Source organism: Streptomyces boncukensis (genome assembly GCF_011045075.1).
Classification (GTDB): domain Bacteria; phylum Actinomycetota; class Actinomycetes; order Streptomycetales; family Streptomycetaceae; genus Streptomyces; species Streptomyces boncukensis.
In genome coordinates this window covers 1-22,993 of record NZ_JAAKZZ010000063.1, presented here as the reverse complement: position 1 = coordinate 22,993, position 22,993 = coordinate 1, and the positions used below count along the sequence as shown (strand labels likewise).

Below are 22,993 nucleotides of genomic sequence, written 5' to 3'. Positions count from 1 at the left end.
TATAGGAGACCGGACACCGACTCCGCCCCCACTCCGCTCCGTCGGCGGCGGCCCGTCCATCGCCGACACCATCCGGGCCGTGCTCCGGGAAAACCCCTCCGTGGACGAGAGCGAACTCCTCACACGGGTCCGGGAGGTCCACGGCGACAACCCCAAGCTGGCCGCGACGGTGACCCGCACCCGCAAACGCATCGAGCGGAAGAAGACCGCATCATGACCGCCACCGGCGCCGTCCTCCTCGTCCTCGCCGCCACAGCGGTCTGGCTCTACCGCCACCACTACCCCTACCCCCGACCCCGCACCGGGGCCGGAGCCTCCGCCGCCGCCCGCGGCCGCCAGCTCCGCACACCACTCGTCCGGCTCGCCGAACTGGCCGGCATCCGCACCCGCGCCGGACGTCTCGCCCAGCGGTACGCAGCCGGGGCCGCCGGAGAACTCGCCACCGCCGCCCAGCTCGCCCCACTGCGCCGCGAAGGCTGGACGCTCCTGCACGACCGGGCACTCCCGCGCGGCCGCGCGAACGTGGACCACCTGGCCGTATCCCCGCGCGGCACCGCCGTGCTCGTGGACACCAAGCACTGGTCCGCGCGCTGGCGCGTGCGCGTCGTCGGCGGCCGACTGCTGCACGGCACCCGCGACGTCACCGCCCGCCTGGACGGCACCCGGCACGAAGCCGCCGCCGTCACCGCCGCGCTCGGCGCGCCCGTCGTGCCGCTCGTGGTGATGCACGGCGCCCCGGTCGACGGTGGCGAGCTGCAGCTCGGCGGGATCCGGATCGTGCCCGCCGACCGCGCCGCGGCCGTGATCCGCGCTCTCGACCACACCCCGGCCCACCGCACGTCAGACGACCTCGCAGCCCGGGCGGAGCGGCTGCTGCCCCCGTACCGCAGGTGATCACCGTGAGCCACGACGTACCCGGCGCCGATGAGAAGCGCGCCCGCCACTATCTCCTCCAGCACGGCGTCGGCCCCGACGCGTCCACGGACGACTGGTGGGACCGGCTCTACGCCGACCGCGGGGACGCCGGCCGCCCGGACACCGGACACCGACCGGACACGCGCCCGCGGACGATCGGCGGCGGACGCCTGCCGGACTGGCGCCACGGCGAACAGCTCGACCTCAAGCCTGAGCCGCCCCCGGCCGAACCCGATGTGCCGACCGCAGACGCGGACGAGCCCGCGGCGACCGACGACGCCGAGGCGCCCGAGCCGGAGCTTCCGAACTGGGACCCGCTGCGGATCGCCGACCGCATCGTCCAGGCCCAACGCGCACGGCCGCCCGTCGGCGAACGCGCGCGGCGTCTCGTCACCACCGTGCAGGCCAAGCCCCGGGCCGGCCAGCTCCTCTACGGCGTCACCGGCATCGCCGCCGCCTGGCACATCGGGCTGACGCCCTGGCTGCTGGAGCACACCGACGACGCGCCCCTGGGCATCTCCGTCGTGCTCTGCCTCATCGGCTGGGCGATCCACCGCCGCACCGCGCAGACCGTGCTGCCCGTCGCCTGGGCCGGACACGCCGTGTGGACCTCAACCGTGATCAGTCTCTTCCTCCACCCCTGAAGGAGCCAGGCACTGTGCTGGAGATCGGCCTACAGGGCCTGTCCCTCGTGCTCACCGTCGTGGTCGTCGCCGCCGCACGCAAGGGCGGCCAGACCATCCCCAGTACCGGGGGACTTGCCGCAGGCGCCGCCCTGGCCTATTGCTACGCGCGCACCGGGCGCCCCTGGTCGATCCTCGCCGAGAAGGGGAAAGACGTCGTCGACAACGCGGGGACGCAGTTCTCCGTCGTCCCGGCGGCGGTCGCGCTCGCCCTGCTCGGATGGTGGCACTACACACGGCCCCGGCTGGTCGCCTCCACCGTGCTCGGGTTCCTGATGATGACCGCCGCCGCAGCCTCCAGCGGTCTGTGGCGCGAGATCTCCGGGATCATCGGCTCGTTCGTGAAAATCCTGGCGGGCTGACGACCATGTGCACCGATGAGCAGCCGTGCCGGGCTGAGCGCGCCGGGGAAGCCGTCGGCCGCGCCTGGGTGTACACCGCGCGGACCGTGGCCGCTCCGATCCGCCGCGCCCCCGCACCCGCGTGGCCCCGACGCCGGGTGCGAGCCGGCATGCGACGAGCCCGAGCTGCACCACGACGCCTCGCCGACGGACTGCGCAGGCTGGTCACCACCTGGCGCCCCAAGCCCTCCCGCACAGCGTCCGCGCGGTCGCGCGCCGGTCGCTACGGCATCGGCGCCTTCCTGACGTGGTGGGGCTACCAGTGGGCCGCCGCCGAGGGAGTGCTGCCCTGGATCATCGGCATCGCCACCGTGGCGCTCCTGGCGACCGCCTACGCACACGGAGAAGCCCCCGAGCCGCACCCCGCCCCGGCACCCGATCCGGAGCCCTCCACCGGGCCGCCGGAGACACCCCCTGCCGCCCCCACGAAGAGTTCCGGTCCGGACCCGCTGCTGCTCCTGTGCGCCCACCTGATCGGAGACACCCGCGGGGTGCACCTGCGGGACATCGTCGCCGCCCTCCACCAGGCCGGCGCCGACCCCCGCCACGGGGCCCCCGAAGTGCGCCGCGTGCTAGAGCAGCGGGGGGTGCCCACCCGGGCCAAAGTGCGGGCCCCCAAGGGTGCCGTGCCGGGGGCTGCCGAGGCGGTCACGCGAGGGGTGCACCGGGAGGACCTGGAGACCCTCCTCGGCCCCCTCTCCACCATCACGCCCAAGAGCCCCCCTGAATCTGTAGCTACGCCCGCTACACCCGCCGCGACCTGCGATGTAGCGGGCCCTGCAGCGGGTGCCGCTACGACCGTAGCGATGCCCGCTACACCCGCCGAACCGACCGGGGAGAGCCCCTGAGATGCCCTACCGCTACACCTGCCGGACCTGCCGCGCGTCCGGCGCCGTGCACACCACCAGACGCGGCGCCCACCGCGACGAGACCGGACACAGGACCGCCGTCCACGACGGCATGACGCCCCCGGACGGCGACCACGTGCACTACGCCACACCCAGCCCCCGCGGGCTCATCGTCACGGCCGCGGTGCTGCTGCTCCTGGTCGCCATCAAGGCGGTCACGGGCGTGGCCCCGGACGACGTAGCCCGGTGGGCCGGGCTGCTGTGACCCATGCCCGGGCCGGGCCTGTGTGGCGCACGACCAGCCCGGCCCCCGACACCCATCTCAGCGAAGAGACAGGAGGACGACAGGATGCCATTCCAGCGGACCATGTCCGTGGGTGAACTGCGACGCCGCAACGAGGAGACGAGGCGGCAGCAGGACGAGGAGACCGGGACCGAGGAGGGCCAGGAGTGAATGAGGAACGCGTGAACGTGCGGGTGCTGTTGCTGTTCGGCGACCAGGCGGAGATCGTGGCCGACGTGCGGCCGGAGGAGCGTGCGGAGCCGGAACGGTACTCGGTGGCCGAGATCGTGGAGGCGACGGGCATTCCGCGCGGGGAGCTGGCGGGGGCGCGTCTGACGGCTGTGGTGGGGCTCGGTGATCGGCTGAGGGGTTGGCGGCGGGCCGAGTAGGACATCCCCGTTCCGGTGTGTGCCGGGGCGGGTTTCCTACGCCGGAGGGTGTTGCAATTCAGGACACCATTAAGGCATAATAGAGACCAAGAGGGCAGGGGCCGCAAACCCCGACCTCTAACCGCACAATTCAACAGAGAGGACAGGGAATGTCCCACGACGAAGACATCACCGTCACCGCGATGATGATGCGACTCACCCTCGTCTACCGGATGCTGCGCCGGACCTCCAGCGCACTCCCCATCGCCATCGACCTCCCCAGGGCCGACAGCGACATCCGGATCGAGCAGTGCGTCGCAGGCGTCGCCAGGGCCTACGAGATCGCTCGGGAAGTACCCATGCCCGCAGAGATCCAAGGTCACCTGTACGCGTCATACCTCCACTGGCTGTCCGCAGTCGACCTGATCAAGACCTACATGGCCTTTCAGGCCGAACCGGGGCAGCAGGAGTTCCGCGCAGACGCGGTGATGTTCACCCTCCAAACCGCAGAGTCCTACATCGGCGACGTCGACAGGTGGCTCGGAGAGGAGGGCAACGCCACGGACTGACCTTCCGACCCGATGCCCCCGGCAGCCAGCCGGGGGCATCCCCTGTGGAAACCCAAGACCGGCAGGGGCCGGGCCGAAACCCACCACGCCTATGGCGTGGCCGCAAAACCCCTGCCGGTCACCGCCAATCCCAGAAAGGAACGGGCCCCTCCATGGTAGACCGCGCCCCAAAGGGCGAGACTCTCCGCGAGATCGCCGACCGCCACGGCCGCAGCTACGACACCGTCCGCAAGCAGTGGGCGCGCCATCCGGACTGGCCCGCCCCCATCGGCAAACGCGGTCGCTGGCACGTTTACGATTCCGCCGCCGTCGACAGAGTGATCGGTGAGCATTTCGCCCGCCCTGCCGTCCAGCTTCAGCCACGCCGCCTCTACACCGCCCAGCAGCTGGAGGAGGCCGGCGCTGGCATCACGGCCGGGACGATCCGCGCCGACCTCTCCCGAGGCCGCTGGCCCCAGCCGGACAGCACTGACGACGGCGTGAACCGCTGGTACGGCACCACCGCCACCGCCGCGCTTGCCCAGCGCCGTAGCTACAAGCGCTCTGTCGACGGCACTCTCGGGTGACCGCGTGACCACTCTCTTTCGCCGAATGAAGCGTGTCACCTGCGGCTGTGGCGGGCACATCCGCTCCGCATGCGAACCGCGCGCCACGCGCGCAGCATGAAAGCGCAGGCGTACCGCACCCTCCTGCGGCACCCGCCACACCTCCGGGAGGGATCATGCCCAACTGGAACCAGCCCTCACCGCCGCCGCCCGAGGAGCCCGGCCAACAGCCGCCCAAGGGCCCCGGCGCCAAGAAGATCTTCGGGCTCAGCTGCCTCGGCGTCATCGTCGTAGCCATCGGCATCATCGCCGCCATCGTGGTGATCATCGTCATTATCTCTCTGACCGTGAGCGATGACAGCAGCGACGACGACACCGGCAGCCAGCAGAAAACCGAGGAACCCAAGGACAAGGACACGGGCACACCCAAGGAAGCGCCCGCGGACAAGGAGAAGACCAAGCGGTACGGCGACGGGGACTACGTCGTCGGCGAAGACATCCCAGCCGGCACCTACGAATCCGGCGGAGCCAAGAACGAAGTCGTCGACCTCTGCACCGTCACCACCGAGCCCAAGGGCGACAAGCTGCCCCAGGCCAAGACTGCGGACCGCGGAGAGCGGCTCATCATCACCCTCACCAAGGGGGACGGCACTGTCACCATCCAGGGCTGCGAGCCACTCAAACCTCGCTGACCGATCGACCGTGCGCCGCACTTGACGGAGCGGGCCGGGCCCGCGCGATCCAGCGTCCCGTGCCTGGCGCTACCTCCCGCGGTGCCAGGCACGGCTCCGCGCCCAGCACCGCGCACAACCGCTCCAACTCGGCGGCACACGCCCGCTCCGTCGCGGCATGCACCGTGTACGCCAGAGCCATACCGGCAGTCTGCCCGCACGGGCCCGGCTGGCGGGCGGAAACGTCGAAGCGGGGCGGTTCCACGCCCGAGAGTCCGCCCCGCTTCTTGCTGCCCGCCACCCGCGGGTCTGCGCACCAGTCTGACACGCCCCACCGACACCGGCCGGCGGGTTGGGCATCGCTCGCGCCTATGGTCAGGTCTCTTTCGTGCTGTCGGTGGACTGCCAGGCGGTGGGGGCGGGGCGTTGGGGCCGCGTTGCGCCTGGACGGTGCAGGTACCACGCGATCAGCTCCTTGATGACGGTGCCGCGGTCGCTGCCTTGGGCCTGGGCTGCGGCGAGGAGGTCGCGCCAGTCGTCGTCTGAGATGCGGACTGATCGGTGCTGGGTCTTGGGGGCGTCTGGCATGTCCTCGATGGTAGCGGGTGTACGTACAGAAAGAGGACTCCAAGGGGTTGCGGTGTACGTACACCCATGCCTAAGGTGTACGTACACCAAGGCGGAAGGGGACAGCGATGAAGCTCACCACCAACCAGACCACCGAGGCCACCCTCGCCGACCTCTACCGCGCACTCGACCGCCACCAGCCCGTCACCATCACCTACACCAAAGCCGACGGCACCGAATCGGTACGCACCATCGAGCCCTACGAGATCGCCACCACCAGGGCCGGCGCCCTGATCGTCAAGGCGATGGACCGGCAGTCCCACGACCGCCGCACGTTCCGCCTCGACCGCATCGGCGCCTACACCCTCCACCGGGGCCGGTTCCTCCTGGAGCGCCCGGCCGAGAGTGCGCCGGTCACCCTCACCGTCTTGGAGATCCGCACTCCGGACGACGTGGTCGCCCGTGAGATCGCCCGCGAAGACCGCGACTACTGGAACGACCGCTACGACGTCGAGCCTGCCGAGTCCGCCGCCTGACCCGGCCCGCCATACACACCGAACCTCTCACCGGAACGGAACCCCATGAGCGCCATGATCGACACCCCCGGATCCCTCCTCCTCACACCCCACGGCGACCTGGTCGAGATCCAACTCCCGGCGGACTCCGATAAGCGGCTCACCGTCATGTACGCGGTCCTGCGCTGCCGGTTCGTGGACGTCGTCGCGCTCACCACCCGCCTGGACATGTGGATCGACGACGAGGGGATGTACACCCACGTCGACGACGTGAACGTCCCCGCGACGCTCCTCGCCCGCCGCCACGGGTTCACCCACCAGCCGTACTACGGGCCGGTGCTCCTCACCGGCGGCGTGGACGACGAAGGCGACACGGTGCCGGTGACGCGTGACGGTACGCACGCCCTTCTCACCGCCTTGCGCGACACCACCGAGTAAACCGGGCCGCCGCGCGTGTCCGTCTCGGCGCGGGCCGCGCGACCGACCCCGGGGTCCGCTCCGTCGCTCATCGGAGCGGACCCTTTGTGGGGTGGGCGCGGCTACCATGACAATGACAACGTTGTCATGACGGGTTGGGGAGGCACCATGCGCGACCAGAGCAACCCCGCTCGCGACGGCAACGGCCGCTTCACCCGCACCCCGGACACCGCCGAACGCGACGCCCAAGCCGCCCAGCTCCGCGCCCACGGCCGCACCTACCGGCAGATCGCCGCCGAACTCGGCTACGCCGACCCCGGCAACGCCTGGCGCGCCGTACAACGCGCCCTGACCGCCATCGTCCGCGAACCCGCAGAGGAACTGCGCGCCGTCGAAGCCGCCCGGCTCGACGACCTGTACGTGGCCGCGCTGGAGGTGCTGGAGCGCGACCACCCCACCGTCTCCCACGGCAAGGTCATCTACGACGACAACGGCGACCCGATCCCAGACGACGGGCCCAAGATCCAAGCGATCCGCGAACTGCGCGCCATCCGTGAGTCGTTCCGCAGGCTGGAGGGCCTGGACGCCGCCACCAAGACGGAGATCTCCGGTGGGGTGCGGTACGAGCTGGTCGGCATCGACCCCGAGGAGCTGAAGTGACCGCCCCGGCCGTGGAGAAGGCTGGCGACGCGGTAGTGCGGTACGAGCCCCGAGGCGCCGCCAAGACGCTGTTCCGTACCCGCGACTCCGAGGTCGTCATGTCCGGCCCGGCCGGCACCGGCAAGAGCCTCGCGTGCCTGTACCGGCTGCACTTCGCCGCGCTGCACACGCCCGGGATCCGGTGCCTGATCGCCCGCAAGACCGCCGTCAGCCTCGGTAGTACGACGCTGGTGACGTTCGAGAAGAAGGTCGCCGCCGAGGCCCTGGTCGCCGGGATCGTGAAGTGGTTCGGAGGCTCACCGCGCGAGGCCGCCGCCTACCGCTACGCCAACGGCTCCGTGATCGTCGTCGGCGGCTTGGACAAGCCCGAGAAGGTCCTCAGCTCCGAGTACGACCTCGTGTTCGTGGACGAGGCCACCGAGCTCACAGAGACCGACTGGGAGACGCTCGGCACCCGGCTGCGGAACGGGCGGCTGTCGTGGCAGCAGCAGCTCGCCGCCTGCAACCCGGGCGCGCCCACGCACTGGCTCAAGCAGCGCGCCGACCGCAGCAAGCTGACGATGCTGGAGTCGCGGCACGTCGACAATCCCGCCTACGTCAACGCCGACGGCTCGGTGACGGGGGCCGGGCGGGACTACTTCGCCAAGCTCGACGCCCTCACCGGCGTCCGACGGCTCCGTCTCCGCGACGGCAAGTGGGCCGCGGCCGAGGGCGTCATCTACGACGGCTGGGACCCGGCTGTCCACCTGGTCGCGCCGTTCCGTATCCCGCGTGAGTGGACGCGGTGGCTGGCGGTCGACTTCGGGTTCACCAACCCGTTCGTCGCGCAGTGGTGGGCGGAGGATGGCGACGGGCGGCTGTATCTGTACCGGGAGCTGTACCGCACCCGGCGGCTGGTGGAGGACCACGCGCGGGACATCCTCGCCGCCGTAACCGACCGGAACGGGCAGTGGAGCGAACCGCGCCCCCGCGCCGTGATCTGTGACCACGACGCCGAGGACCGGGCCACGCTGGAGCGGCACCTGGGCATGTCCACCAGCCCCGCCAAAAAGACGGTCAGCGACGGGATTCAGGCGGTGCAGTCCCGTCTCAAGCCCGCAGGCGACGGCCGCCCCCGCCTGGTCCTGGTGCAGGGGGCGCTGCTGGAGCGTGACCGGGACCTGGAGGACGCCAAACTCCCCGCGAGCACGGCCGAGGAGATCGAGGGCTACGTGTGGGACCAGAAGCCGGGCAAGCCGCCCAAGGAGGTGCCGGTGAAGGAGAGCGACCACGGTATGGACGCCCTGCGGTACATGGTCGCTGAGCGGGATCTCGGCGGGCGGCCCCGGATGAGGTGGCTGGGATGACAAGCATGATCGGCAAGCTGCGGGGCGCTCGCACAGCGCTGCTCACCACCGGCGGTTTCGGCACGCTGACCGCGTCCGCGTGGATTGGTCTGGGCACGTGGGCCGGACTCGCCGCAGGCGGCGTATCCCTGCTGCTGCTGGAGTACCTGACGAACGACGGAGGTGACCGGCGGTGAGGTCCCCGATCGGCGCGCTGAGCGCTCTCACGTCCCGGGGCGGCGGGCGTCCGCCGGTGCCCTACACGCCGCGCGCCCGGGGCCGGGTTCCGCTTCTGCACCGCAGTGGCCGCGAGCAGCAGCTCCGCGCCATGTCGAGCGTGGGCACGCTCTTCGCCATCGTCAACCGACAGTCCAAGGCGGTCGGCGGTGCCGAATGGAAGCTGTACCGCAAGGCCAAGTCGGGGAAGCCGGAGGACCGGCAGGAGGTCACCAGCCACGCCGCGCTCGATCTGTGGAACCGGCCCAACCCGTACTTCAACCAGCAGGTGTTCGCGGAAGCCGGGGCGCAGCACAAGCTCTTGACCGGTGAGCAGTGGTGGGTGGTTGTGCGTCGTGGCGGGATGCCGCTGGAGCTGTGGCCTGTGCGCCCGGACCGCATCGAGCCGGTACCGGACCCGGAGAAGTACCTGACCGGATACCTGTACTACGGCCCGGCCGGGGAGCAGGTCGCCCTCCGCAAGGAGGACGTCATCTTCATCCGGACCCCGTCGCCCCTGGACCCGTACCGCGGAATCGGCCCCGTGCAGTCGATCCTGATGGACCTGGACGCAACCAGGTACTCGGCGGAGTGGAACCGCAACTTCTTCCTCAACTCGGCCGAGCCGGGCGGCGTGGTCGAGGTCGAGCGGAACCTGGACGACCAGGAGTTCGACGACCTGACGAAGCGGTGGAACGAGCAACACAAGGGCGTCGCCAACGCCCACCGGGTGGCACTGCTCGAAGGCGGCATGAAGTGGGTCGACCGGAGCTTCAGTCAACGGGACATGCAGTTCGTCGAGCTGCGCTCCGTGTCGCGCGAGGTGATCCGCGAGGCATACGGCATGCCCAAGGCCATGCTCGGCACCACCGAGGACGTCAACCGCGCCAACGCCGAGGCCGGAGAGGCGATGTTCGCGCGCTGGCTGGTCGTCCCCGAACTGGAGGCGATGAAGGCCGCGCTGAACTCCGAGCTGCTGTCGATGTTCGGCGCCACCACGCAGGGCCTGGAGTTCGACTACGAGTCGCCGGTACCCGAAGACGTGGAAGCCGAGGCCCGCAAGCTCACCTCCAAGGCCGAGGCGGCCCGCGCGCTGCGGGCCGCCCAGTTCTCCGGGCCCGACGTGCTGCAGGCCGTGGGACTGCCGGAGATGAGCGGCGTCACCGCGGAGCAGGAGCTGCTCGTCGACATCGTGCGGGGTGCACCGACGCTGGCCCCCGTGGTACTGCCGCTGCTCGGCTACGACCTGCCCGAGGCGCAGGAGTGGCAGGGCTCTCCACTGGACCTGGCCGACCTGGTCACCAAGCTCGCGGCCGGTGTCGGGTCGGTGCTGACGGTGGAGGAGGCGCGGCGAATGCTCGCCGACGCCGGCGCGCCACTCGACGCGGGCAGCCCGCCGTCTGAGCCGAAGCGCGAGCCGAACGAGGCGGAGCCAGGAGTGCCAAGCCCGGAGGCTGAGCCGGAGCCGACAGCGTTGATGCTCGGCACCGGCCTGCCCCAAGTCGAGGACGCTAGACGGTGGAAGGCCGTCGAGGTCATCGACGACAACACCTGCGGCCCGTGCCGGGAGAACCACGGGACGCTGTACCGCAACCGCGCCGACGCCTACGAGGACTACCCGGGCGGTGAGGGCTACGTCCACTGCGTCGGGGAGCGGTACGGCAACAGCTGCCGGGGCAAAGTCGTGAAGCGGCGTGGTGAGGAGTGATTCCGGCGGCCGGGGTTGTGTTCGTGCGGGATGGTGCACAATGAGTCCTGACAACGTTGTCATGCCCGTTGTAGGGAGGGCGCCGGGATGCCGTGGATCAAGACCGTGCCGCAGCCACGCGCCAACCTCGCCACCCACGCCCGACCCCGCAGCAAGGCCCGCGCCTGGTACGAGATCCGCAACGCGGACGACGAGGCCGAGGTCCTCGTGTACGACGAGATCGGCGGCTGGTTCGGCGGCGGCGCCGAAGAGTTCGTGCAGGAACTGCGCGGCATCACCGCGCCCCGCATGACGGTCCGCGTCAACTCCCCTGGCGGGTCGGTCTTCGACGGCGTGACGATGGCCAACGCCCTCCGCGCCCACCCCTCGAACGTCACGGTGTACGTGGACGGCATCGCCGCTTCCATCGCGTCCGTCATCGCCATGGCCGGAGACCGGCTCGTGATGATGCCCCAGTCGCAGCTCATGATCCATGACGCGTCCGGGCTGTCTATCGGCAGCGCTTCCGACATGCGGGAGATGGCCGATCTCCTCGACCGCCAGTCGGACAACATCGCCGAGGCGTACGCCGACAAGGCGGGCGGCACGATGGACGAGTGGCGCGTCCGGATGCGCGCCGAGACCTGGTACTCCGCCCGCGAGGCTGTGGACGCCGGGCTGGCCGATGAGATGGCCCCGATGCCCCGCCGCCGCGAACGCGAAGAGGAGGAGCGGGAACCGGCGACGGCCGCGCGGTGGGACCTGTCGGTGTTCCGGTACGCCGGGCGGGAGGACGCGCCCGCGCCGCCGATGGCCACGGCTGAGGGCGGCACGGCGCACGGTGCGGCGCCGGTCAGCGACGCCCCGACCGATGGGAGCAGCAGCACCCTGACGATCGACGTACGCGGCGCCGTCGGCACGGAGCTGGAGGACATGCTGCGGCGCCTGGTGGCCGCCGACACCGGCGCGCCAGCACTGGAAGCGACCGCCGTCCCGAAACACTCCACCGGGACGACTGAGGGCGAGTGGGACGGCCCCGCACAGGAGAAGAAACTCCCCTCTCCGGTGCCGGTGGCCACCGCGAAGAAGATGTACGCGTGGTACGACGGCGACCAGGTCGAAGACGGGGCCGTGCCCAAGTCCGCCTGCAAGCTCCCGCACCACACCGTGTCCGAGGACGGCACCCCGGGCGCCGCCGTCATGGCCGGCGTCCGCAACGCCCTCAGCAGACTGCCGCAGACCAAGGGCATCCCCGAGTCCGAGAAGGCCACGATCGAGGCGCATCTGCGCGCCCACCTCAAAGCTGGTGGCGGAGGCGACGAGGCCGAGGACCACGCCCACGCCCACGCCGACGCCGAGACGACCGGCCAGGCCGAGCCGCCAGGGCACCCCGACACCGCCCAGCCGACCGAGGCGCCCCCCACGCCAGACGGCTGGGCGGCCCAGACCGCACACCTCACGACCCTGGACGACGACTGGGCCCGGCTCGTGGCCCACCTGACCGACGAATCCCCCCTGGCCCTGTCGTCCGGCGCGGCGACCGCCTGAAGGAGGCAAAGTGGCACCTACGACTGTCCCGCGCACCAGCGACGAGCTGGCCGAGGCCCTTAGCGACACCTCGCGGCGCTCCGAGATCCTCAAGTCGCAGGACACGCTGCGTGAGTTCATCACGGACTACGCCCGGGAGTACGCCAAGAGCGACCCGGGGATCGAGCAGCAGATCCGGGATGAGACGCAGCGGCAGTTCGCCGAGATTCTCAAGGGCGAGCAGATCGAGGGCATCAACCGGCTCAACCTGGCGCCGGACGCGCAGCCGGTCGCGCGGTCGCGGTACTACAACGCGAAGGCGCCCGGGGCCAGCCTGGACAAGCAGTTCACCGACTGGACGTCGTACCTCACGGCGACGTGGGCGGGTGCCACCACGCAGGAAGCGTTCGCGGCACGCTCGGAGATCAAGAAGATCCAGAACTCGTTTGGCTCCAGCGTGCCGTCGGATGGCGGGTTCCTGATCCCCGAGCAGCTGCGCTCTGAACTGCTGCGCGTCGCGCTGGAGACGGCCGTGGTGCGCTCCAGGGCCCGCGTGGTGCCGATGGAGACGCTGACCGTCCCCTATCCGATGATCGACTCCACCAGCAACGCGACCAGCGTGCACGGTGGGATCACCGGCTACTGGACCGAGGAGAGCGGCACCCTCACCGACAGCTCCCCGAGCTTCGGCCGCATCAACCTGATGGCCAAGAAGCTCACGCTCTACAGCGAGATCCCCAACGAGCTGTTCCAGGACAGCCTGATCTCGCTGGAGCAGTTCATGAACGAAAGCTATCCGGAAGCCCTCGCGTGGTTCGAGGACGTGGCGTTCACGAGTGGCGATGGCGTCGGCCAGCCGCTGGGCTACCTCAACGCCCCCGCCGCGATCTCCATCACCAAGGAGTCCGGGCAGGCGGCGGACACCATCGTGTGGGAGAACCTTGTCAAGATGTACGCCCGCATGCTGCCAAGCAGCATGTCGCGGGCGGTGTGGGTGGCGAACAACGACACTTTCCCCGAACTGGCCACGATGGCGCTGTCCGTCGGCACGGGCGGGTCGGCGGTGTGGATCGGTGACGGCGGCGGCGAGGCCGCGCCCCCCATGCGGATCCTCGGACGCCCGGTGATCTTCACGGAGAAGGCATCCACCCGCGGCGACGCGGGCGACATCAACCTCGTGGACTTCGGCTACTACCTGATCGGTGACCGGCAGGCCATGCAGGCCGAGACGAGCACCCACTTCAAGTTCAGCAACGATCAGACCGCGATGCGTGTGATCGCGCGGGTTGACGGGCGTCCGTGGATCCAGTCCGCGATCACCCCGCAGACCGGATCCAACACTCTCAGCCCGTTCGTCAAGATCGCCGCGCGCGCCTGACGAATCGCACCCCGGGCCGGCATTCACACCCCGGCCCCGGGCCCGACCCCGAGGGCAATGAACCCCCCTCGGAGAAAGCGAGCACGCCATGAAGGCGCTCGGACGGCACTTCGACATCGGCAGCGCGATCGTGCCGGTCGACCTGGCCACCGCCGCGAACACGGGCCATCGGCTGCACCTGAAGAACTACGGCGGCGTCGCGATCGTCGGCTACCTCGCCACCGGCACCGCCGCGGAGAACCCGACGTTCGACGTGCGGGAGCACGACGCGGCATCGGGCGGCACCAGCCAGGACCTCGACGTGGTCGACACCTACTACGTCAAATCGGAGGCGACGCTGGACGGTGATGAGACCTGGACGGCGAACACCCAGACCGCCGCCTCCGAGGTGACGGACACCGACTGGGACGACGCCAACGAGGTCCTGGTCGTCATGGAGGTCGACTCGACGCAGTTGTCCGACGGCTTCGAGTGGATCTCGGTGAACGTGGCGGATCCGGGCACCGCGCACGTCGGCTGCGCCTTCTACGTGATGTACGACCTCGCGGTGCAGCGTGCGCCGGAGAACCTGGCCCAGCCGAACGCCTGAGAGAGGTAACGAGTCATGAGTGTGATCATTCAGGGCGATCAGGTTCGCACGATCACGCAGGGCATCCTCGTGTCCCGGGCGACGGCCACGCTGCCGCAGTCCACGGACGGGAGTTTGTTCACGGTGTCGGGCGGCCGGGTCCTGCTGCTGGGCCTGGTGGGTGAGGTGACCACGGTCATCCAGACCCAGGTCAACAACACCAAGCTGAAGCTCAATCCCACGGCAACCGGCGCGGATCAGGACCTGTGCGCAGCGCTGGACATTTCCGCCGACGCCGTCGGGGAGCTGTACACGATCTCGGGCACGGTCGGGGACGCGATGCGCTCGGACCTGCTGATCGGGAACCCGCTGCTCGCTGCCCCGCTGGTGCTGTCCGAGGGCGACATCGAGCTGGACTGTGCGGCATCGAACACCGGGTCGGTGGCCTGGGACCTGCTGTACACCCCGCTGGACAACGGCGCATCGGTGGTGAGCGCATGAGCACGATCGTCCAAGGCGCGGATTACCGAGCGCTGTACTTCGGTGAGCGTGAGTCGAAGGCGACGGGCACTTTGGCCAGCTCCACCGTGTCGCTGTTCACAGTGTCCGGCGGCCGGGTGGCTCTCACCTCCATCTACGGCGTGGTGGACACGGCCGTCACCGTGGCCAACACCTACAAGCTGCAGTTCAACCCGACCACGGGCACGACCGTCGATCTCGTGGCTGAGCGGGACATCGGCACGACCGACACGGCCGCCGGCGAGCTGCTGGGCTTCACCGGTGATGCGGGCGGCGCGGTCCTGTCGATCGGCGGCGCGGTGGAGACCCTGCGCGCACCGATCGTACTCGCAGCCGGTGACATCGAGTCGGTGTCCACCGGCACGGACGGCGCGATCACCTGGGTGGTGACGTGGGTGCCGCTGGATGACGGCGCGTCGATGGCGGCGGCGTAGCCATGGCCCTGTGGGAGTGCGCCGAGTGCACCACCGCCTACGCGGTGGGCCTGTCGGCGTGCCCGCACTGCAAGTCGACGAAGCGCGTGGAGGACGACATGCCGAAGATCACCCGTCACGGTGGGCCCAGCGTCGCCGGAGCTGTCGTCACCGGCGGCGCCTGGGGCGACAGCGACACCTGGCCTGATGCGGACACCGGCCAGCTCCAGAGCGAGCACGGCCCGGAGCTGGCCGACCAGCCCGACGGCGAAGCGGAGACGGTTACGGAGGTGCCGTCATCTCCTGGGAACAGCTCATCAGCATCACCCGAGAAGCCCGAGACCTCGCAGAAGAAGAGCGCTCGCGCCCCCCGCAAGCGTGCCCCAACGACGGGGAACCGCTCGAAACGGACCCGCAAGGCGGACTCCGATGCCGATACGACGGCTGGCGATGGCCCGACAACGCCGTGAGGTAGCCCCGTGTCCAGTATCTCCACTGCATCCGAGGCCCGCGCCCTGCTGAAACTGCAGGGCCTGCGCACCCCCTCCCGGCAGGGCTATCAGGCGTGGTCCACCAACCCAGACTCGTGCTCTACGGTGCTCACGCTCTCGGCGGGGCGCCTGTATCTGGAGGCCCTGGCCGTGGACGAGGATTTCCACCCGACGGCCATCGACTACTACGTGTCGTCGACCGCGTCGTCACCGACGGCGGATCAGTGCCTGGTGGGCCTGTACGGGCCCAGCGGGACTCTGCTGGCCAGCGAGACCACCCTGTTTGACTCGACTGGCGTGGTCTCGCTGGACCTGTCGGCGGTGGGCGAGCTGGCGGAGGGGCTGTACCGGGTCGCGTTCCTGTTCAACGGTTCGACAGGGCCGCAGATCCCGCGCGCGTCCCAGAGTGCTGGCGGGCCGGGGCTGACGAACATCGGCTTGTCCGTGGGGGACTACCGGGCGGCGTACAACGGCAGCTCGAACACGAGTTTGCCGGACCCGATCGACTTCACTGCTAACACTGCGTACATCCCGTTGTTCTGCGCGATCCGATGAGGGGAGGTGAGCCTCGATGGTGTGGTACGCCACGAGGGAGGACGTGAAGGGCGGCCTGGACTACCCGGAGGTGGCCCGGTCCAACCGGATGATTGACCGCGCGATCGAGGCCGCCTCGCGGGATGTGGAGGCTCTGACGCACCGCGAGTTCACGCCGACGGTAGATACGCGCGAGTTCAACTGGCCGAACCAGTCGTACGCCAGGAGCTGGCGGCTGTGGCTGAACCAGCACGAACTGATCAGCGTCGCCACGCTCGCCAGCGGCGGCACCACCATCAGCGCGTCGGACTTCTTCCTTGAGCCGTCCGCAGACGGGCCGCCGTACAACCGCATCGAGATCGACCTGTCCAGCAGCGCCAGCTTCTCCGCCGGTGACACACACCAGCAGTCCATCGTCATCACCGGCCTGTGGGGCTACCGCAACAACGAGACCACCCTCGGCGCCACCGTCGAGGCGCTGGACGCCTCGGAGACCGGCGTCGACGTCGACGGCGACACCAGCGCAGAGGCAGGTGTCGGCAGCGTGCTGCGCGTGGACGACGAGCGCATAGAGGTGACCGGCCGGGCGCAGCTCGACACCGGCCAGAACCTCGGCGGCAACCTCACCGCCAGCACCAGCGACCAGACCGTGACCGTGTCGGACGGCACCGGATACGCGGTCGGCGAGGTGCTGCTCATCGACTCCGAGCGGATGCTCATCACCGATATCGCGGGCAACAACCTCACCGTCAAAAGGAGCTGGGACGGCACCACGCTGGCCGCCCATTCCTCCGGTGCGGACATCTTCGCGCCCCGCACGCTGACCGTCACGCGCGGCGCGCTGGGCACCACGGCGGCCACGCACTCCACCAGTGCCACGGTGTACCGCTGGGACCCTCCGGGCCCGGTGCGGGAGCTGGTCGAGGCGCTGGCCATGAACACGGTGCTGCAGAAGAGCAGCGGCTACGCCCGCACCGTCGGCGCCGGCGAGAACCAGCGCGAAAGCTCCGGCCGGGGTCTGCGTGACCTGCGGCAGCGGGTGTACGTCTCCCACGGCCGCAAAGCGCGCACGAGGGCGGTGTAGCCATGGCGACGGGATACCAGGGCCGCGGCATACAGGTGCGGGTGCGCGGGCCGCTGTTCGATGGCCGCGCCGCGCGGGCCGCCGCCGACTACTCGGACGAGGTGGAGAAGCAGGTAGCGGAGGAAGGTGCGCGGATGGTGCACCAGCGGCTGCGCCAGGTCCTCAAACACCCCACGGGCTACTACCAGTCCCAGGTGCGGGTGCGTGCGGCCGGGGGGCGTCACGTCGTCTCGGACGGCGGCGTCATCTACGGGCCGTGGCTGGAGGGCACCGGCTCCCGCAACTTCCCCGAGACCCGCTTTCGGGGATACGCCACGTTCCGGCGCACGCAGGCCCTGCTCGACCGCAAGGCCCGGAACATCGCCGAGCAGCTGTTCTCCCGCCGCTACAGGAGGCGGTTCGAATGAGCCTCGCGATCAACGACCTGCTGTCCCGCGCCGAGTCCCACGCGCTAACCCTGGCCCGCTTCGAGCGGGTCAACGGGCACGAGCCCAAGAACCCGCCCGGCCACGGGCTGACGGCGGCGCTGTGGGTACAGCGCATCACCCCCGTACCAGCAGCGTCTGGCCTCGCGTCCACCAGCGTCCGGCTGGAGCTGGGCGTGCGCCTCTACATCCCCGCCGACACCCAGGACCCCGACACCATCGACCCGCACCTCACCGAGGCGACAGACGCCCTGATGGACGCCTACAGCGGCGACTTCTCCCTCGGCGGGGCCGTGCAGCAGGTGGATCTCCTCGGTGCCTACGGCGACCCGATGGATGCCCAGGCGGGCTACCTCGAACAGGACAGCACCGTGTTCCGCGTGATGACGATCCAGCTCCCGCTGATCGTCTCCGATCTCTGGACCCAGGAGGCATAGGCATGGCCAAACAGTCCGGCCTCGGGGACGACCTGTACGTCAGCGGCTACGTCCTGGGGGGCGACATCCGCGCCCTGGGCAGCATCGCCGGGCCGAACAGCCCACTGGAGGTCACCGACATCACCCAGTCGGCGATGGAGCGGCTCGGCGGGAAACGCGACGGCACGATCGAATACACCGCCTATTTCAACGACGCGACCGACCGGGCGCACGCGCGACTCTCGGCGCTGCCGACGGCGGATCAGCTCGTGACGTATCTGCGGGGCACCTCGCTGGGGTCGCCGGCGGCGTGCCTGATCTCCAAGCAGATCGGCTACGACGGCACCCGCAGCGATGACGGCGGCCTCACGTTCAGCGTGGCGGCGCAGGCCAACGCCTACGGGCTGGAATGGACACAGAACATGACCGCCGGAGTGCGGACCGACAGCGGCGCCACCAACGGCAGCAGCGTCGACTTCGGCACCGGCTCCACCAGCTTCGGCCTCCAGGCGTACCTCCACGTCACCAGCTTCACCGGCACGGACGCCACGATCACGATCGAAGAGTCCTCCGACGACGGCGCCGGGGACGCCTTCACCGGCGTCACTGGCGGCGCGTTCACGCAGGTCACCAGCGGGCCGACGTTCGAGCGGATCCAGACCGGCCGCTCCCAGACCGTAGAGCGATATCTGCGGGTGGCCACGTCCACCACGGGAGGGTTCAGCGATCTCCAGTTCGCCGTGTTCGTAGCCCGCAACGACGTGAACACGGAGTTCTGACATGCAGATGAACCGCATCACGCCGTCCGCGCCCGTGCAGGCGTACCAGACATACCGCATCCACACCCCGCCCGATCGACTGGTCAAGGCGGCGTGTGAGCAGGTGGGTTGCGCCGCGTGGGCCCGCGGCTGGGATTCCGTGGTCGACGAGTCCACCGACCTCGGCCAGCGGCAGGCCGCGTACATCCGGACCCAGTCCGGGCGTACCTTCCGCGAGCTGCACAAGGCCAACGGGCTCACGGTGTTCCGCTTCCAGAGCGGCCAGCGCTGCTTCCAGGAGCACCGGACGCGGCCGGAGCTGTACCTGGTGCGCGACGGCGACTGGCGCGGCAACCCCACCGGGCGGCAGCGGCAGCACCAGAACGCCCGCGACTGGATCGAGGACTTCGGCGAGCACCAGCAGTGCGTATCTGACCAGCGAGAGAAGGGGTGACGCATGGACACGCAGATCACCGCGTACCGGGATGGGACCGGTGTCCTCAGCGTCAACGGCGTGGACATCTCGCGGGCTGCCGCAGGTGTCATCCTGCGGGTCGATCCCCAGCGCGGAGAGACGCACCTGGTGGTGGACGTGCAATGGCCGCACGTGGACATGCAGTGCCCGCAGATCACGGCTGAGGCCGACGCGACCGTGACCATCCCCGACCGCACCGCGCGAGCGCTGGTGGCGCTCGGCTGGACCCCGCCGGACGGGCAGCCCGCCCCCGGCCACGACGACATCGGCAAGGAGGGCTGACGCATGGCCAAGGAGAGCGGCCTCGGCTGGACGACGTGCGAGGTAGACGACAGCTCCGGCACTGCCCGCGACATCAAGAACGACGTCACGAACCTGGAGTTCGCCACGCCGCGGGCGGTGCAGGACGTGACGGGTATCGACAAGAGCGCGATGGAGCGGCTGCTGCTCCTGGCGGACTTCTCGGTCACGCTGAACGGCGTTTTCAACGATGCGACAGACCAGTCGCATGACGTGTTCAAGACCGTGCCGTCCACGTCCGTGGCGCGGACGACGACGCTCGTGGTGTCCGGGCAGACCCTCACGAACGAGTGCTTGTACACGGACTACCCCCTCACGCGTGCGGACGACGGGGCGCTGACGTGGGCGGTGCCTGGCGTGCTCAGCGACGGCACTGTCCCGAGCTGGAGCTGAGAGGGGGCTGCCATGGGCTACAAGCGCCAGCGTCGCATCATTCACCTCCAGTTCGATCAGGATCACGAGCTGGCCGGTTTGGAGGTGCGTCTCCGCAGCCTCTCGCTGCGGAACTACAAGGAGTTGTTGGGCATCGGGGAGGTGGACCGGTCGGATGTCGGCTCGCAGTTGGAGGAGTTCGCCCGGTCGCTTATCTCCTGGAACTTGGAGGATGAGGAGACGGGTGAGCCGATCCCGGCGACGCCGGAGGCGGTGGACGCTGAGGACGCCGACCTGATGCAGAAGATCGCGGGCTTCTGGTTCGACGCGCTGACGGGGGTCATCCAGGGTGACCCTTTGCCGGACAGCTCGCCCGGTGGCGGGCAGTCCCCGGAGGCCACGATCCCGATGGAACCCCTGTCCGAAAGCCGCGCGAGCTGATCGAAGCCGAGATGACGCTCGGCCTGTGCCGCCAGTTCCACTGTCTGCCGTCCGCGCTGGAGGACGAGGACGTGAGCGTGCTGCGACTGCTGGCGATCGAGCGGCTCGGCACCCCAGATGAGCCAGACCCCGACCAGGGCGGCGGGGAGTACGAGTAGCGAAGCGAGGTGACCCGTGGCGAACACCGTGAACATCATCGTGGGGGCCACCAACGCGACCGGGCGCGGGCTCGCTGGGGTGAACCAGTCGATCAACCGGCTCGCGCGCACAGCGGCGCAGGCCGACCGGGACGTGGGGTCGCTCAGGGCCAATGCGGTGTCGCTGGCTCCGGCGCTGCTGCCGATCGCGGCGGCTACCGCACCGATCGCGGCCGGGCTGGGCGCGGCGGCCGGCGCGATGCTCGCGTTCGGCGCGGCGACGGTGCCGCAGATCAAGAACTTGGCGGACGCGGCGAAGGCCGAGACGGAGTACAAGGACGCGGTGCAGAAGTCGGGCGCGCGGTCTGCGGAGGCGGTGAAGGCGCATCGGCAGCTGGCGGATCAGATGGCGCGTCTGCCGCAGCCGACGCGGGAGGCCGCGGCCGGGTTCATGGTGCTGCGGGATGACTTCCAGGAATGGTCGGACAGCCTGGCCAGCAGCACCATGCCGGTATTCACCAAGAGCTTCGCGGCGTTCCGGGCGCTGCTGCCGAAAACCTCGGGACTGGTGCGGGCTACGAGCCGGGAGCTGGACCGGTTCGTGACGATCGCCGCGGGAGGTCTGGCCACGCCTGGTTTCGATCGGTTCATGGCACGGTTCGAGGAGTTCGCCGGGGAGACGCTGCGTCGGGCTACGGACGGCGTGATCCGGCTGGCCCGTCGCCTTCAGAGCAGTTCCTCGGGCGGTGGCATCCGGACGTTCATGGAGTTCGCGCAGGAGAACGCGCCCCTCGTGCGCGAGGCGTTGACGAACCTGTCGAGGGCGTTGACGAACCTGCTCAGGGCGGCCAGCCAGACGGGTGTGGGGCTGCTCCAGGTGGTGAACGTGTTGGCGAAGCTGGTGGCCAGCGTCCCCAGTGGTTTGCTGACGAAGCTGCTCCAGCTCTACACCGCGTTCCGGCTGCTGCGGCTGGGGGCGGCCGGGCTGGCGGCCCTGTCGGGGGGTGTCGCCTCGTTCACGGGGGCGATCATCGCGATGCGGGCAGCGGCGGCGGGAGCGGCGACGCGCACGGCGGCGCTGGGCGCGGCGTGGGGCGCCCTGTCGCGGGGCGCACGGTTCGGCATCATCGCGGGTGGTCTCGCGGCGGCGGCCCTCGGCATCAAGAAGCTCGCAGACCGGGCACGCGGCGCCCCGCCGGACATCAACAAGCTCACAACGAGCCTGAAAGAGCTGGCCAACACCGGCCGCTTCACAGGTGAGCTGCAAAAGACATTCGGAGATGTCGACGGCCTGGTCAAGAAGATCAAGCAGCTCGGGAAGGAGACCGAGAAGGCGAACAAAACCGCGCTCGGTTTCCGGATTCCCGGTCTCGATGATGCGGCCGACAAGCTCGCGGGCGCCATCAACGACATGGCGAAGGGCGGGGAAAGCCTCAACGCGCTGAAGGAGGATTTCAAGGGGCTTGACGAGGCTCTGGCTGGGCTGGTGAAGGGTGGCCATGCCGATGTCGCCGCCCAGTCGTTCGCGAGGATCAAGCGGGCCGCGCGTGAGCAGGGCGTCTCGATGAAGGAGCTCAACGCGTTGGTGCCGGAGTACCGGGCTGCGATGGCGGAGCTGAAGGCCAACAACGAGCTGGCAGCTCGCGGCATGGGTCTGTTCGGTGAGCAGGCCATCGCGACGAAGGCCAAGCTGGAGAGCCAGAAGCAGTCCGCGGACGGGCTCCGGCAGGCGATTCAGGCGTTGAACGACGCCCAGCGAGCCGGTCTCGGCGGGATGATCGGGTTCGAGGCCGCGATCGACGCGGCGACGAAGGCGGCGCGGCAGAATGCGGGCGCGCTGCGGATGCGGCGCGGCGAACTGGTGCTGAACAGCGAGAAGTCACGGAATGCGGCCAGTGCCTTGCAGGACCTCGCGGCGAAGACAGACGAAGCGGCGACGACGGCGCGGGAGTCGGGTCGCTCGTGGTCGCACGTGAACGGCATCTACGACCGGGGTCGGAAGAAATTGATCCAGTCCGCGGTTCAGATGGGGTTGACGCGTGCCGAGGCGAAGAAGCTGGCAGCGCAGATCCTCAAGACTCCGGATAAGACGGCCCGGCTGAAGGGGAATTTGGAGGATTTGGCGCGGAAGGTGAAGTCCGCGAAGCGGCGGATCCGGTCGGTGCCGAAGTCGAAGCGGCACACGCTGCGCGGCTTGATCTCCGACCTGGAGCGGAAGCTCGCGCGGGCGAAGCGGCAGATCCGGAGCGTGCCGAAGTCGAAGCGGTCCAGCATTCGGGCGACGATCGCGCAGCTTCAGGCGCAGATCCGCCGTGCGAAGAACGCGATCGGATCGGTGCGGGGGAAGACGGTCACGATCCGCACCAACTACGTCATCAGCAGGAAGGCGACGAAGGGCGCGACGTTCGGCCGGGGCGGCTCCTACTGGCGGGCGCACGGCGGCATCGTCGGCGGTATGGCGCACGGCGGGGTGCGGGGCGGGGGC

Annotated in this window: 33 protein-coding genes and 1 pseudogene; 33 read left to right on the top strand and 1 reads right to left on the bottom strand. The window is 69.8% G+C overall.

Annotated elements, in window-relative coordinates:
* The 10 genes from G5C65_RS38455 to G5C65_RS09235 all read left to right on the top strand — a co-directional run.
* Positions 1-217, top strand: a 217-nt coding sequence (locus G5C65_RS38455) for a hypothetical protein (RefSeq protein ID WP_206441426.1), incomplete at its 5' end; no start/stop codon positions are given.
* The gene (locus G5C65_RS09275; RefSeq protein WP_165298244.1) at positions 214-894 is read left to right on the top strand and encodes a nuclease-related domain-containing protein; all 681 of its coding nucleotides are present in this window, start codon (positions 214-216) and stop codon (positions 892-894) included. The genes G5C65_RS38455 and G5C65_RS09275, both read left to right, overlap by 4 nt.
* 5 nt (positions 895-899) lie before the next feature.
* The gene (locus tag G5C65_RS09270; protein WP_165298243.1) at positions 900-1,559 is read left to right on the top strand and encodes a hypothetical protein; all 660 of its coding nucleotides are present in this window, start codon (positions 900-902) and stop codon (positions 1,557-1,559) included.
* 14 nt (positions 1,560-1,573) lie between these two features.
* Positions 1,574-1,960 carry a hypothetical protein gene (locus G5C65_RS09265; RefSeq protein WP_165298242.1) on the top strand — a complete coding sequence of 129 codons (387 nt, stop codon included), beginning with the start codon at positions 1,574-1,576 and terminating at the stop codon, positions 1,958-1,960.
* A 149-nt stretch (positions 1,961-2,109) separates the two neighbouring features.
* Positions 2,110-2,847 (top strand): hypothetical protein, encoded by a 738-nt coding sequence (locus tag G5C65_RS09260; RefSeq protein WP_165298241.1) that lies wholly within the window; start codon positions 2,110-2,112, stop codon positions 2,845-2,847.
* Between the two features lies 1 nt (position 2,848).
* A complete protein-coding gene (locus G5C65_RS09255) occupies positions 2,849-3,112 on the top strand; it encodes a hypothetical protein (RefSeq protein ID WP_165298240.1) in 264 nt (87 codons plus the stop codon).
* A gap of 185 nt (positions 3,113-3,297) precedes the next feature.
* Complete coding sequence (locus G5C65_RS09250; RefSeq protein WP_165298239.1) at positions 3,298-3,519, top strand: cullin; 222 nt, start codon at positions 3,298-3,300, stop codon at positions 3,517-3,519.
* Between the two features lie 149 nt (positions 3,520-3,668).
* Positions 3,669-4,067: a hypothetical protein gene (locus G5C65_RS09245; RefSeq protein ID WP_165298238.1), complete on the top strand. Its 399-nt coding sequence runs from the start codon at positions 3,669-3,671 to the stop codon at positions 4,065-4,067.
* A 152-nt stretch (positions 4,068-4,219) separates the two neighbouring features.
* Complete coding sequence (locus G5C65_RS09240) at positions 4,220-4,633, top strand: hypothetical protein (RefSeq protein WP_165298237.1); 414 nt, start codon at positions 4,220-4,222, stop codon at positions 4,631-4,633.
* A gap of 155 nt (positions 4,634-4,788) precedes the next feature.
* Positions 4,789-5,304 carry a hypothetical protein gene (locus tag G5C65_RS09235; protein ID WP_165298236.1) on the top strand — a complete coding sequence of 172 codons (516 nt, stop codon included), beginning with the start codon at positions 4,789-4,791 and terminating at the stop codon, positions 5,302-5,304.
* Positions 5,305-5,658: 354 nt separating this feature from the next.
* On the opposite strand, the gene G5C65_RS09230 is transcribed toward G5C65_RS09235, so the two are convergent.
* Positions 5,659-5,871 carry a hypothetical protein gene (locus G5C65_RS09230; protein ID WP_165298235.1) on the bottom strand — a complete coding sequence of 71 codons (213 nt, stop codon included), beginning with the start codon at positions 5,869-5,871 and terminating at the stop codon, positions 5,659-5,661.
* A 107-nt stretch (positions 5,872-5,978) separates the two neighbouring features.
* Between G5C65_RS09230 and G5C65_RS09225 the strand changes: the two genes are divergently transcribed.
* The 23 genes and pseudogenes from G5C65_RS09225 to G5C65_RS09115 form a co-directional block, all read left to right on the top strand.
* Complete coding sequence (locus G5C65_RS09225; RefSeq protein ID WP_165298234.1) at positions 5,979-6,386, top strand: WYL domain-containing protein; 408 nt, start codon at positions 5,979-5,981, stop codon at positions 6,384-6,386.
* 45 nt (positions 6,387-6,431) lie between these two features.
* Entirely contained in the window at positions 6,432-6,803 is a 372-nt protein-coding gene (locus G5C65_RS09220; protein ID WP_241265664.1) for a DUF3846 domain-containing protein, read from the top strand.
* A gap of 147 nt (positions 6,804-6,950) precedes the next feature.
* Positions 6,951-7,442: an ATP-binding protein gene (locus G5C65_RS09215; protein ID WP_165298233.1), complete on the top strand. Its 492-nt coding sequence runs from the start codon at positions 6,951-6,953 to the stop codon at positions 7,440-7,442.
* Entirely contained in the window at positions 7,439-8,788 is a 1,350-nt protein-coding gene (locus G5C65_RS09210) for a phage terminase large subunit (RefSeq protein WP_338146291.1), read from the top strand. Before G5C65_RS09215 ends, G5C65_RS09210 begins: the two co-directional genes overlap by 4 nt.
* Positions 8,785-8,964, top strand: coding sequence for a hypothetical protein (locus tag G5C65_RS09205; protein ID WP_165298232.1), 180 nt, complete (start codon positions 8,785-8,787; stop codon positions 8,962-8,964). The genes G5C65_RS09210 and G5C65_RS09205 overlap by 4 nt, the downstream gene beginning before the upstream one ends.
* On the top strand, positions 8,961-10,691 hold the full coding sequence (locus G5C65_RS09200; RefSeq protein ID WP_165298231.1) for a phage portal protein: 1,731 nt from the start codon (positions 8,961-8,963) through the stop codon (positions 10,689-10,691). Before G5C65_RS09205 ends, G5C65_RS09200 begins: the two co-directional genes overlap by 4 nt.
* An 87-nt stretch (positions 10,692-10,778) precedes the next feature.
* Entirely contained in the window at positions 10,779-12,218 is a 1,440-nt protein-coding gene (locus G5C65_RS09195) for a head maturation protease, ClpP-related (protein ID WP_165298230.1), read from the top strand.
* Between the two features lie 10 nt (positions 12,219-12,228).
* Positions 12,229-13,575 (top strand): phage major capsid protein, encoded by a 1,347-nt coding sequence (locus G5C65_RS09190; protein ID WP_165298229.1) that lies wholly within the window; start codon positions 12,229-12,231, stop codon positions 13,573-13,575.
* A gap of 88 nt (positions 13,576-13,663) precedes the next feature.
* On the top strand, positions 13,664-14,164 hold the full coding sequence (locus tag G5C65_RS09185; protein ID WP_165298228.1) for a hypothetical protein: 501 nt from the start codon (positions 13,664-13,666) through the stop codon (positions 14,162-14,164).
* A gap of 15 nt (positions 14,165-14,179) precedes the next feature.
* A complete protein-coding gene (locus G5C65_RS09180; RefSeq protein WP_165298227.1) occupies positions 14,180-14,644 on the top strand; it encodes a hypothetical protein in 465 nt (154 codons plus the stop codon).
* The gene (locus G5C65_RS09175; protein WP_165298226.1) at positions 14,641-15,096 is read left to right on the top strand and encodes a hypothetical protein; all 456 of its coding nucleotides are present in this window, start codon (positions 14,641-14,643) and stop codon (positions 15,094-15,096) included. Before G5C65_RS09180 ends, G5C65_RS09175 begins: the two co-directional genes overlap by 4 nt.
* A gap of 2 nt (positions 15,097-15,098) precedes the next feature.
* Positions 15,099-15,545, top strand: coding sequence for a hypothetical protein (locus tag G5C65_RS09170; RefSeq protein WP_165298225.1), 447 nt, complete (start codon positions 15,099-15,101; stop codon positions 15,543-15,545).
* Positions 15,546-15,554: 9 nt separating this feature from the next.
* The gene (locus tag G5C65_RS09165) at positions 15,555-16,121 is read left to right on the top strand and encodes a hypothetical protein (RefSeq protein ID WP_165298224.1); all 567 of its coding nucleotides are present in this window, start codon (positions 15,555-15,557) and stop codon (positions 16,119-16,121) included.
* A 16-nt stretch (positions 16,122-16,137) separates the two neighbouring features.
* Entirely contained in the window at positions 16,138-17,184 is a 1,047-nt protein-coding gene (locus G5C65_RS09160; RefSeq protein ID WP_165298223.1) for a hypothetical protein, read from the top strand.
* A gap of 2 nt (positions 17,185-17,186) precedes the next feature.
* Positions 17,187-17,591 (top strand): hypothetical protein, encoded by a 405-nt coding sequence (locus G5C65_RS09155; RefSeq protein WP_165298222.1) that lies wholly within the window; start codon positions 17,187-17,189, stop codon positions 17,589-17,591.
* Positions 17,588-18,046: a hypothetical protein gene (locus G5C65_RS09150; RefSeq protein ID WP_165298221.1), complete on the top strand. Its 459-nt coding sequence runs from the start codon at positions 17,588-17,590 to the stop codon at positions 18,044-18,046. The genes G5C65_RS09155 and G5C65_RS09150 overlap by 4 nt, the downstream gene beginning before the upstream one ends.
* A gap of 2 nt (positions 18,047-18,048) precedes the next feature.
* Positions 18,049-18,804: a hypothetical protein gene (locus G5C65_RS09145; protein ID WP_165298220.1), complete on the top strand. Its 756-nt coding sequence runs from the start codon at positions 18,049-18,051 to the stop codon at positions 18,802-18,804.
* A 1-nt stretch (position 18,805) separates the two neighbouring features.
* A complete protein-coding gene (locus G5C65_RS09140; RefSeq protein WP_165298219.1) occupies positions 18,806-19,237 on the top strand; it encodes a hypothetical protein in 432 nt (143 codons plus the stop codon).
* Between the two features lie 3 nt (positions 19,238-19,240).
* Positions 19,241-19,540: a hypothetical protein gene (locus tag G5C65_RS09135; RefSeq protein ID WP_165298218.1), complete on the top strand. Its 300-nt coding sequence runs from the start codon at positions 19,241-19,243 to the stop codon at positions 19,538-19,540.
* Between the two features lie 3 nt (positions 19,541-19,543).
* Positions 19,544-19,951 (top strand): hypothetical protein, encoded by a 408-nt coding sequence (locus G5C65_RS39080; RefSeq protein ID WP_241265663.1) that lies wholly within the window; start codon positions 19,544-19,546, stop codon positions 19,949-19,951.
* 12 nt (positions 19,952-19,963) lie between these two features.
* Complete coding sequence (locus G5C65_RS09125) at positions 19,964-20,371, top strand: hypothetical protein (protein WP_165298217.1); 408 nt, start codon at positions 19,964-19,966, stop codon at positions 20,369-20,371.
* Positions 20,372-20,382: 11 nt separating this feature from the next.
* Positions 20,383-20,529, top strand: a complete 147-nt coding sequence (locus G5C65_RS09120) for a hypothetical protein (protein ID WP_165298216.1) — start codon at positions 20,383-20,385, stop codon at positions 20,527-20,529.
* 16 nt (positions 20,530-20,545) lie between these two features.
* Positions 20,546-22,993, top strand: a pseudogene (locus G5C65_RS09115) (phage tail protein); the annotation flags it as partial.

Bases quoted from the DNA above. Each gene is read 5' to 3' on its own strand.
- G5C65_RS09155 (WP_165298222.1), top strand. From the start codon at position 17,187: ATGGCGACGGGATACCAGGGCCGCGGCATACAGGTGCGGGTGCGCGGG.
- G5C65_RS09255 (WP_165298240.1), top strand. From the start codon at position 2,849: ATGCCCTACCGCTACACCTGCCGGACCTGCCGCGCGTCCGGCGCCGTG.
- G5C65_RS09175 (WP_165298226.1), top strand. From the start codon at position 14,641: ATGAGCACGATCGTCCAAGGCGCGGATTACCGAGCGCTGTACTTCGGT.
- G5C65_RS09235 (WP_165298236.1), top strand. From the start codon at position 4,789: ATGCCCAACTGGAACCAGCCCTCACCGCCGCCGCCCGAGGAGCCCGGC.
- G5C65_RS09150 (WP_165298221.1), top strand. From the start codon at position 17,588: ATGAGCCTCGCGATCAACGACCTGCTGTCCCGCGCCGAGTCCCACGCG.
- G5C65_RS09275 (WP_165298244.1), top strand. From the start codon at position 214: ATGACCGCCACCGGCGCCGTCCTCCTCGTCCTCGCCGCCACAGCGGTC.
- G5C65_RS09245 (WP_165298238.1), top strand. From the start codon at position 3,669: ATGTCCCACGACGAAGACATCACCGTCACCGCGATGATGATGCGACTC.
- G5C65_RS09195 (WP_165298230.1), top strand. From the start codon at position 10,779: ATGCCGTGGATCAAGACCGTGCCGCAGCCACGCGCCAACCTCGCCACC.
- G5C65_RS09125 (WP_165298217.1), top strand. From the start codon at position 19,964: ATGGGCTACAAGCGCCAGCGTCGCATCATTCACCTCCAGTTCGATCAG.
- G5C65_RS09140 (WP_165298219.1), top strand. From the start codon at position 18,806: ATGCAGATGAACCGCATCACGCCGTCCGCGCCCGTGCAGGCGTACCAG.
- G5C65_RS09230 (WP_165298235.1), bottom strand. From the start codon at position 5,871: ATGCCAGACGCCCCCAAGACCCAGCACCGATCAGTCCGCATCTCAGAC.
- G5C65_RS09145 (WP_165298220.1), top strand. From the start codon at position 18,049: ATGGCCAAACAGTCCGGCCTCGGGGACGACCTGTACGTCAGCGGCTAC.
- G5C65_RS39080 (WP_241265663.1), top strand. From the start codon at position 19,544: ATGGCCAAGGAGAGCGGCCTCGGCTGGACGACGTGCGAGGTAGACGAC.
- G5C65_RS09160 (WP_165298223.1), top strand. From the start codon at position 16,138: ATGGTGTGGTACGCCACGAGGGAGGACGTGAAGGGCGGCCTGGACTAC.
- G5C65_RS09225 (WP_165298234.1), top strand. From the start codon at position 5,979: ATGAAGCTCACCACCAACCAGACCACCGAGGCCACCCTCGCCGACCTC.
- G5C65_RS09240 (WP_165298237.1), top strand. From the start codon at position 4,220: ATGGTAGACCGCGCCCCAAAGGGCGAGACTCTCCGCGAGATCGCCGAC.
- G5C65_RS09120 (WP_165298216.1), top strand. From the start codon at position 20,383: ATGACGCTCGGCCTGTGCCGCCAGTTCCACTGTCTGCCGTCCGCGCTG.
- G5C65_RS09135 (WP_165298218.1), top strand. From the start codon at position 19,241: ATGGACACGCAGATCACCGCGTACCGGGATGGGACCGGTGTCCTCAGC.
- G5C65_RS09185 (WP_165298228.1), top strand. From the start codon at position 13,664: ATGAAGGCGCTCGGACGGCACTTCGACATCGGCAGCGCGATCGTGCCG.
- G5C65_RS09260 (WP_165298241.1), top strand. From the start codon at position 2,110: ATGCGACGAGCCCGAGCTGCACCACGACGCCTCGCCGACGGACTGCGC.
- G5C65_RS09180 (WP_165298227.1), top strand. From the start codon at position 14,180: ATGAGTGTGATCATTCAGGGCGATCAGGTTCGCACGATCACGCAGGGC.
- G5C65_RS09170 (WP_165298225.1), top strand. From the start codon at position 15,099: ATGGCCCTGTGGGAGTGCGCCGAGTGCACCACCGCCTACGCGGTGGGC.
- G5C65_RS09215 (WP_165298233.1), top strand. From the start codon at position 6,951: ATGCGCGACCAGAGCAACCCCGCTCGCGACGGCAACGGCCGCTTCACC.
- G5C65_RS09205 (WP_165298232.1), top strand. From the start codon at position 8,785: ATGACAAGCATGATCGGCAAGCTGCGGGGCGCTCGCACAGCGCTGCTC.
- G5C65_RS09220 (WP_241265664.1), top strand. From the start codon at position 6,432: ATGAGCGCCATGATCGACACCCCCGGATCCCTCCTCCTCACACCCCAC.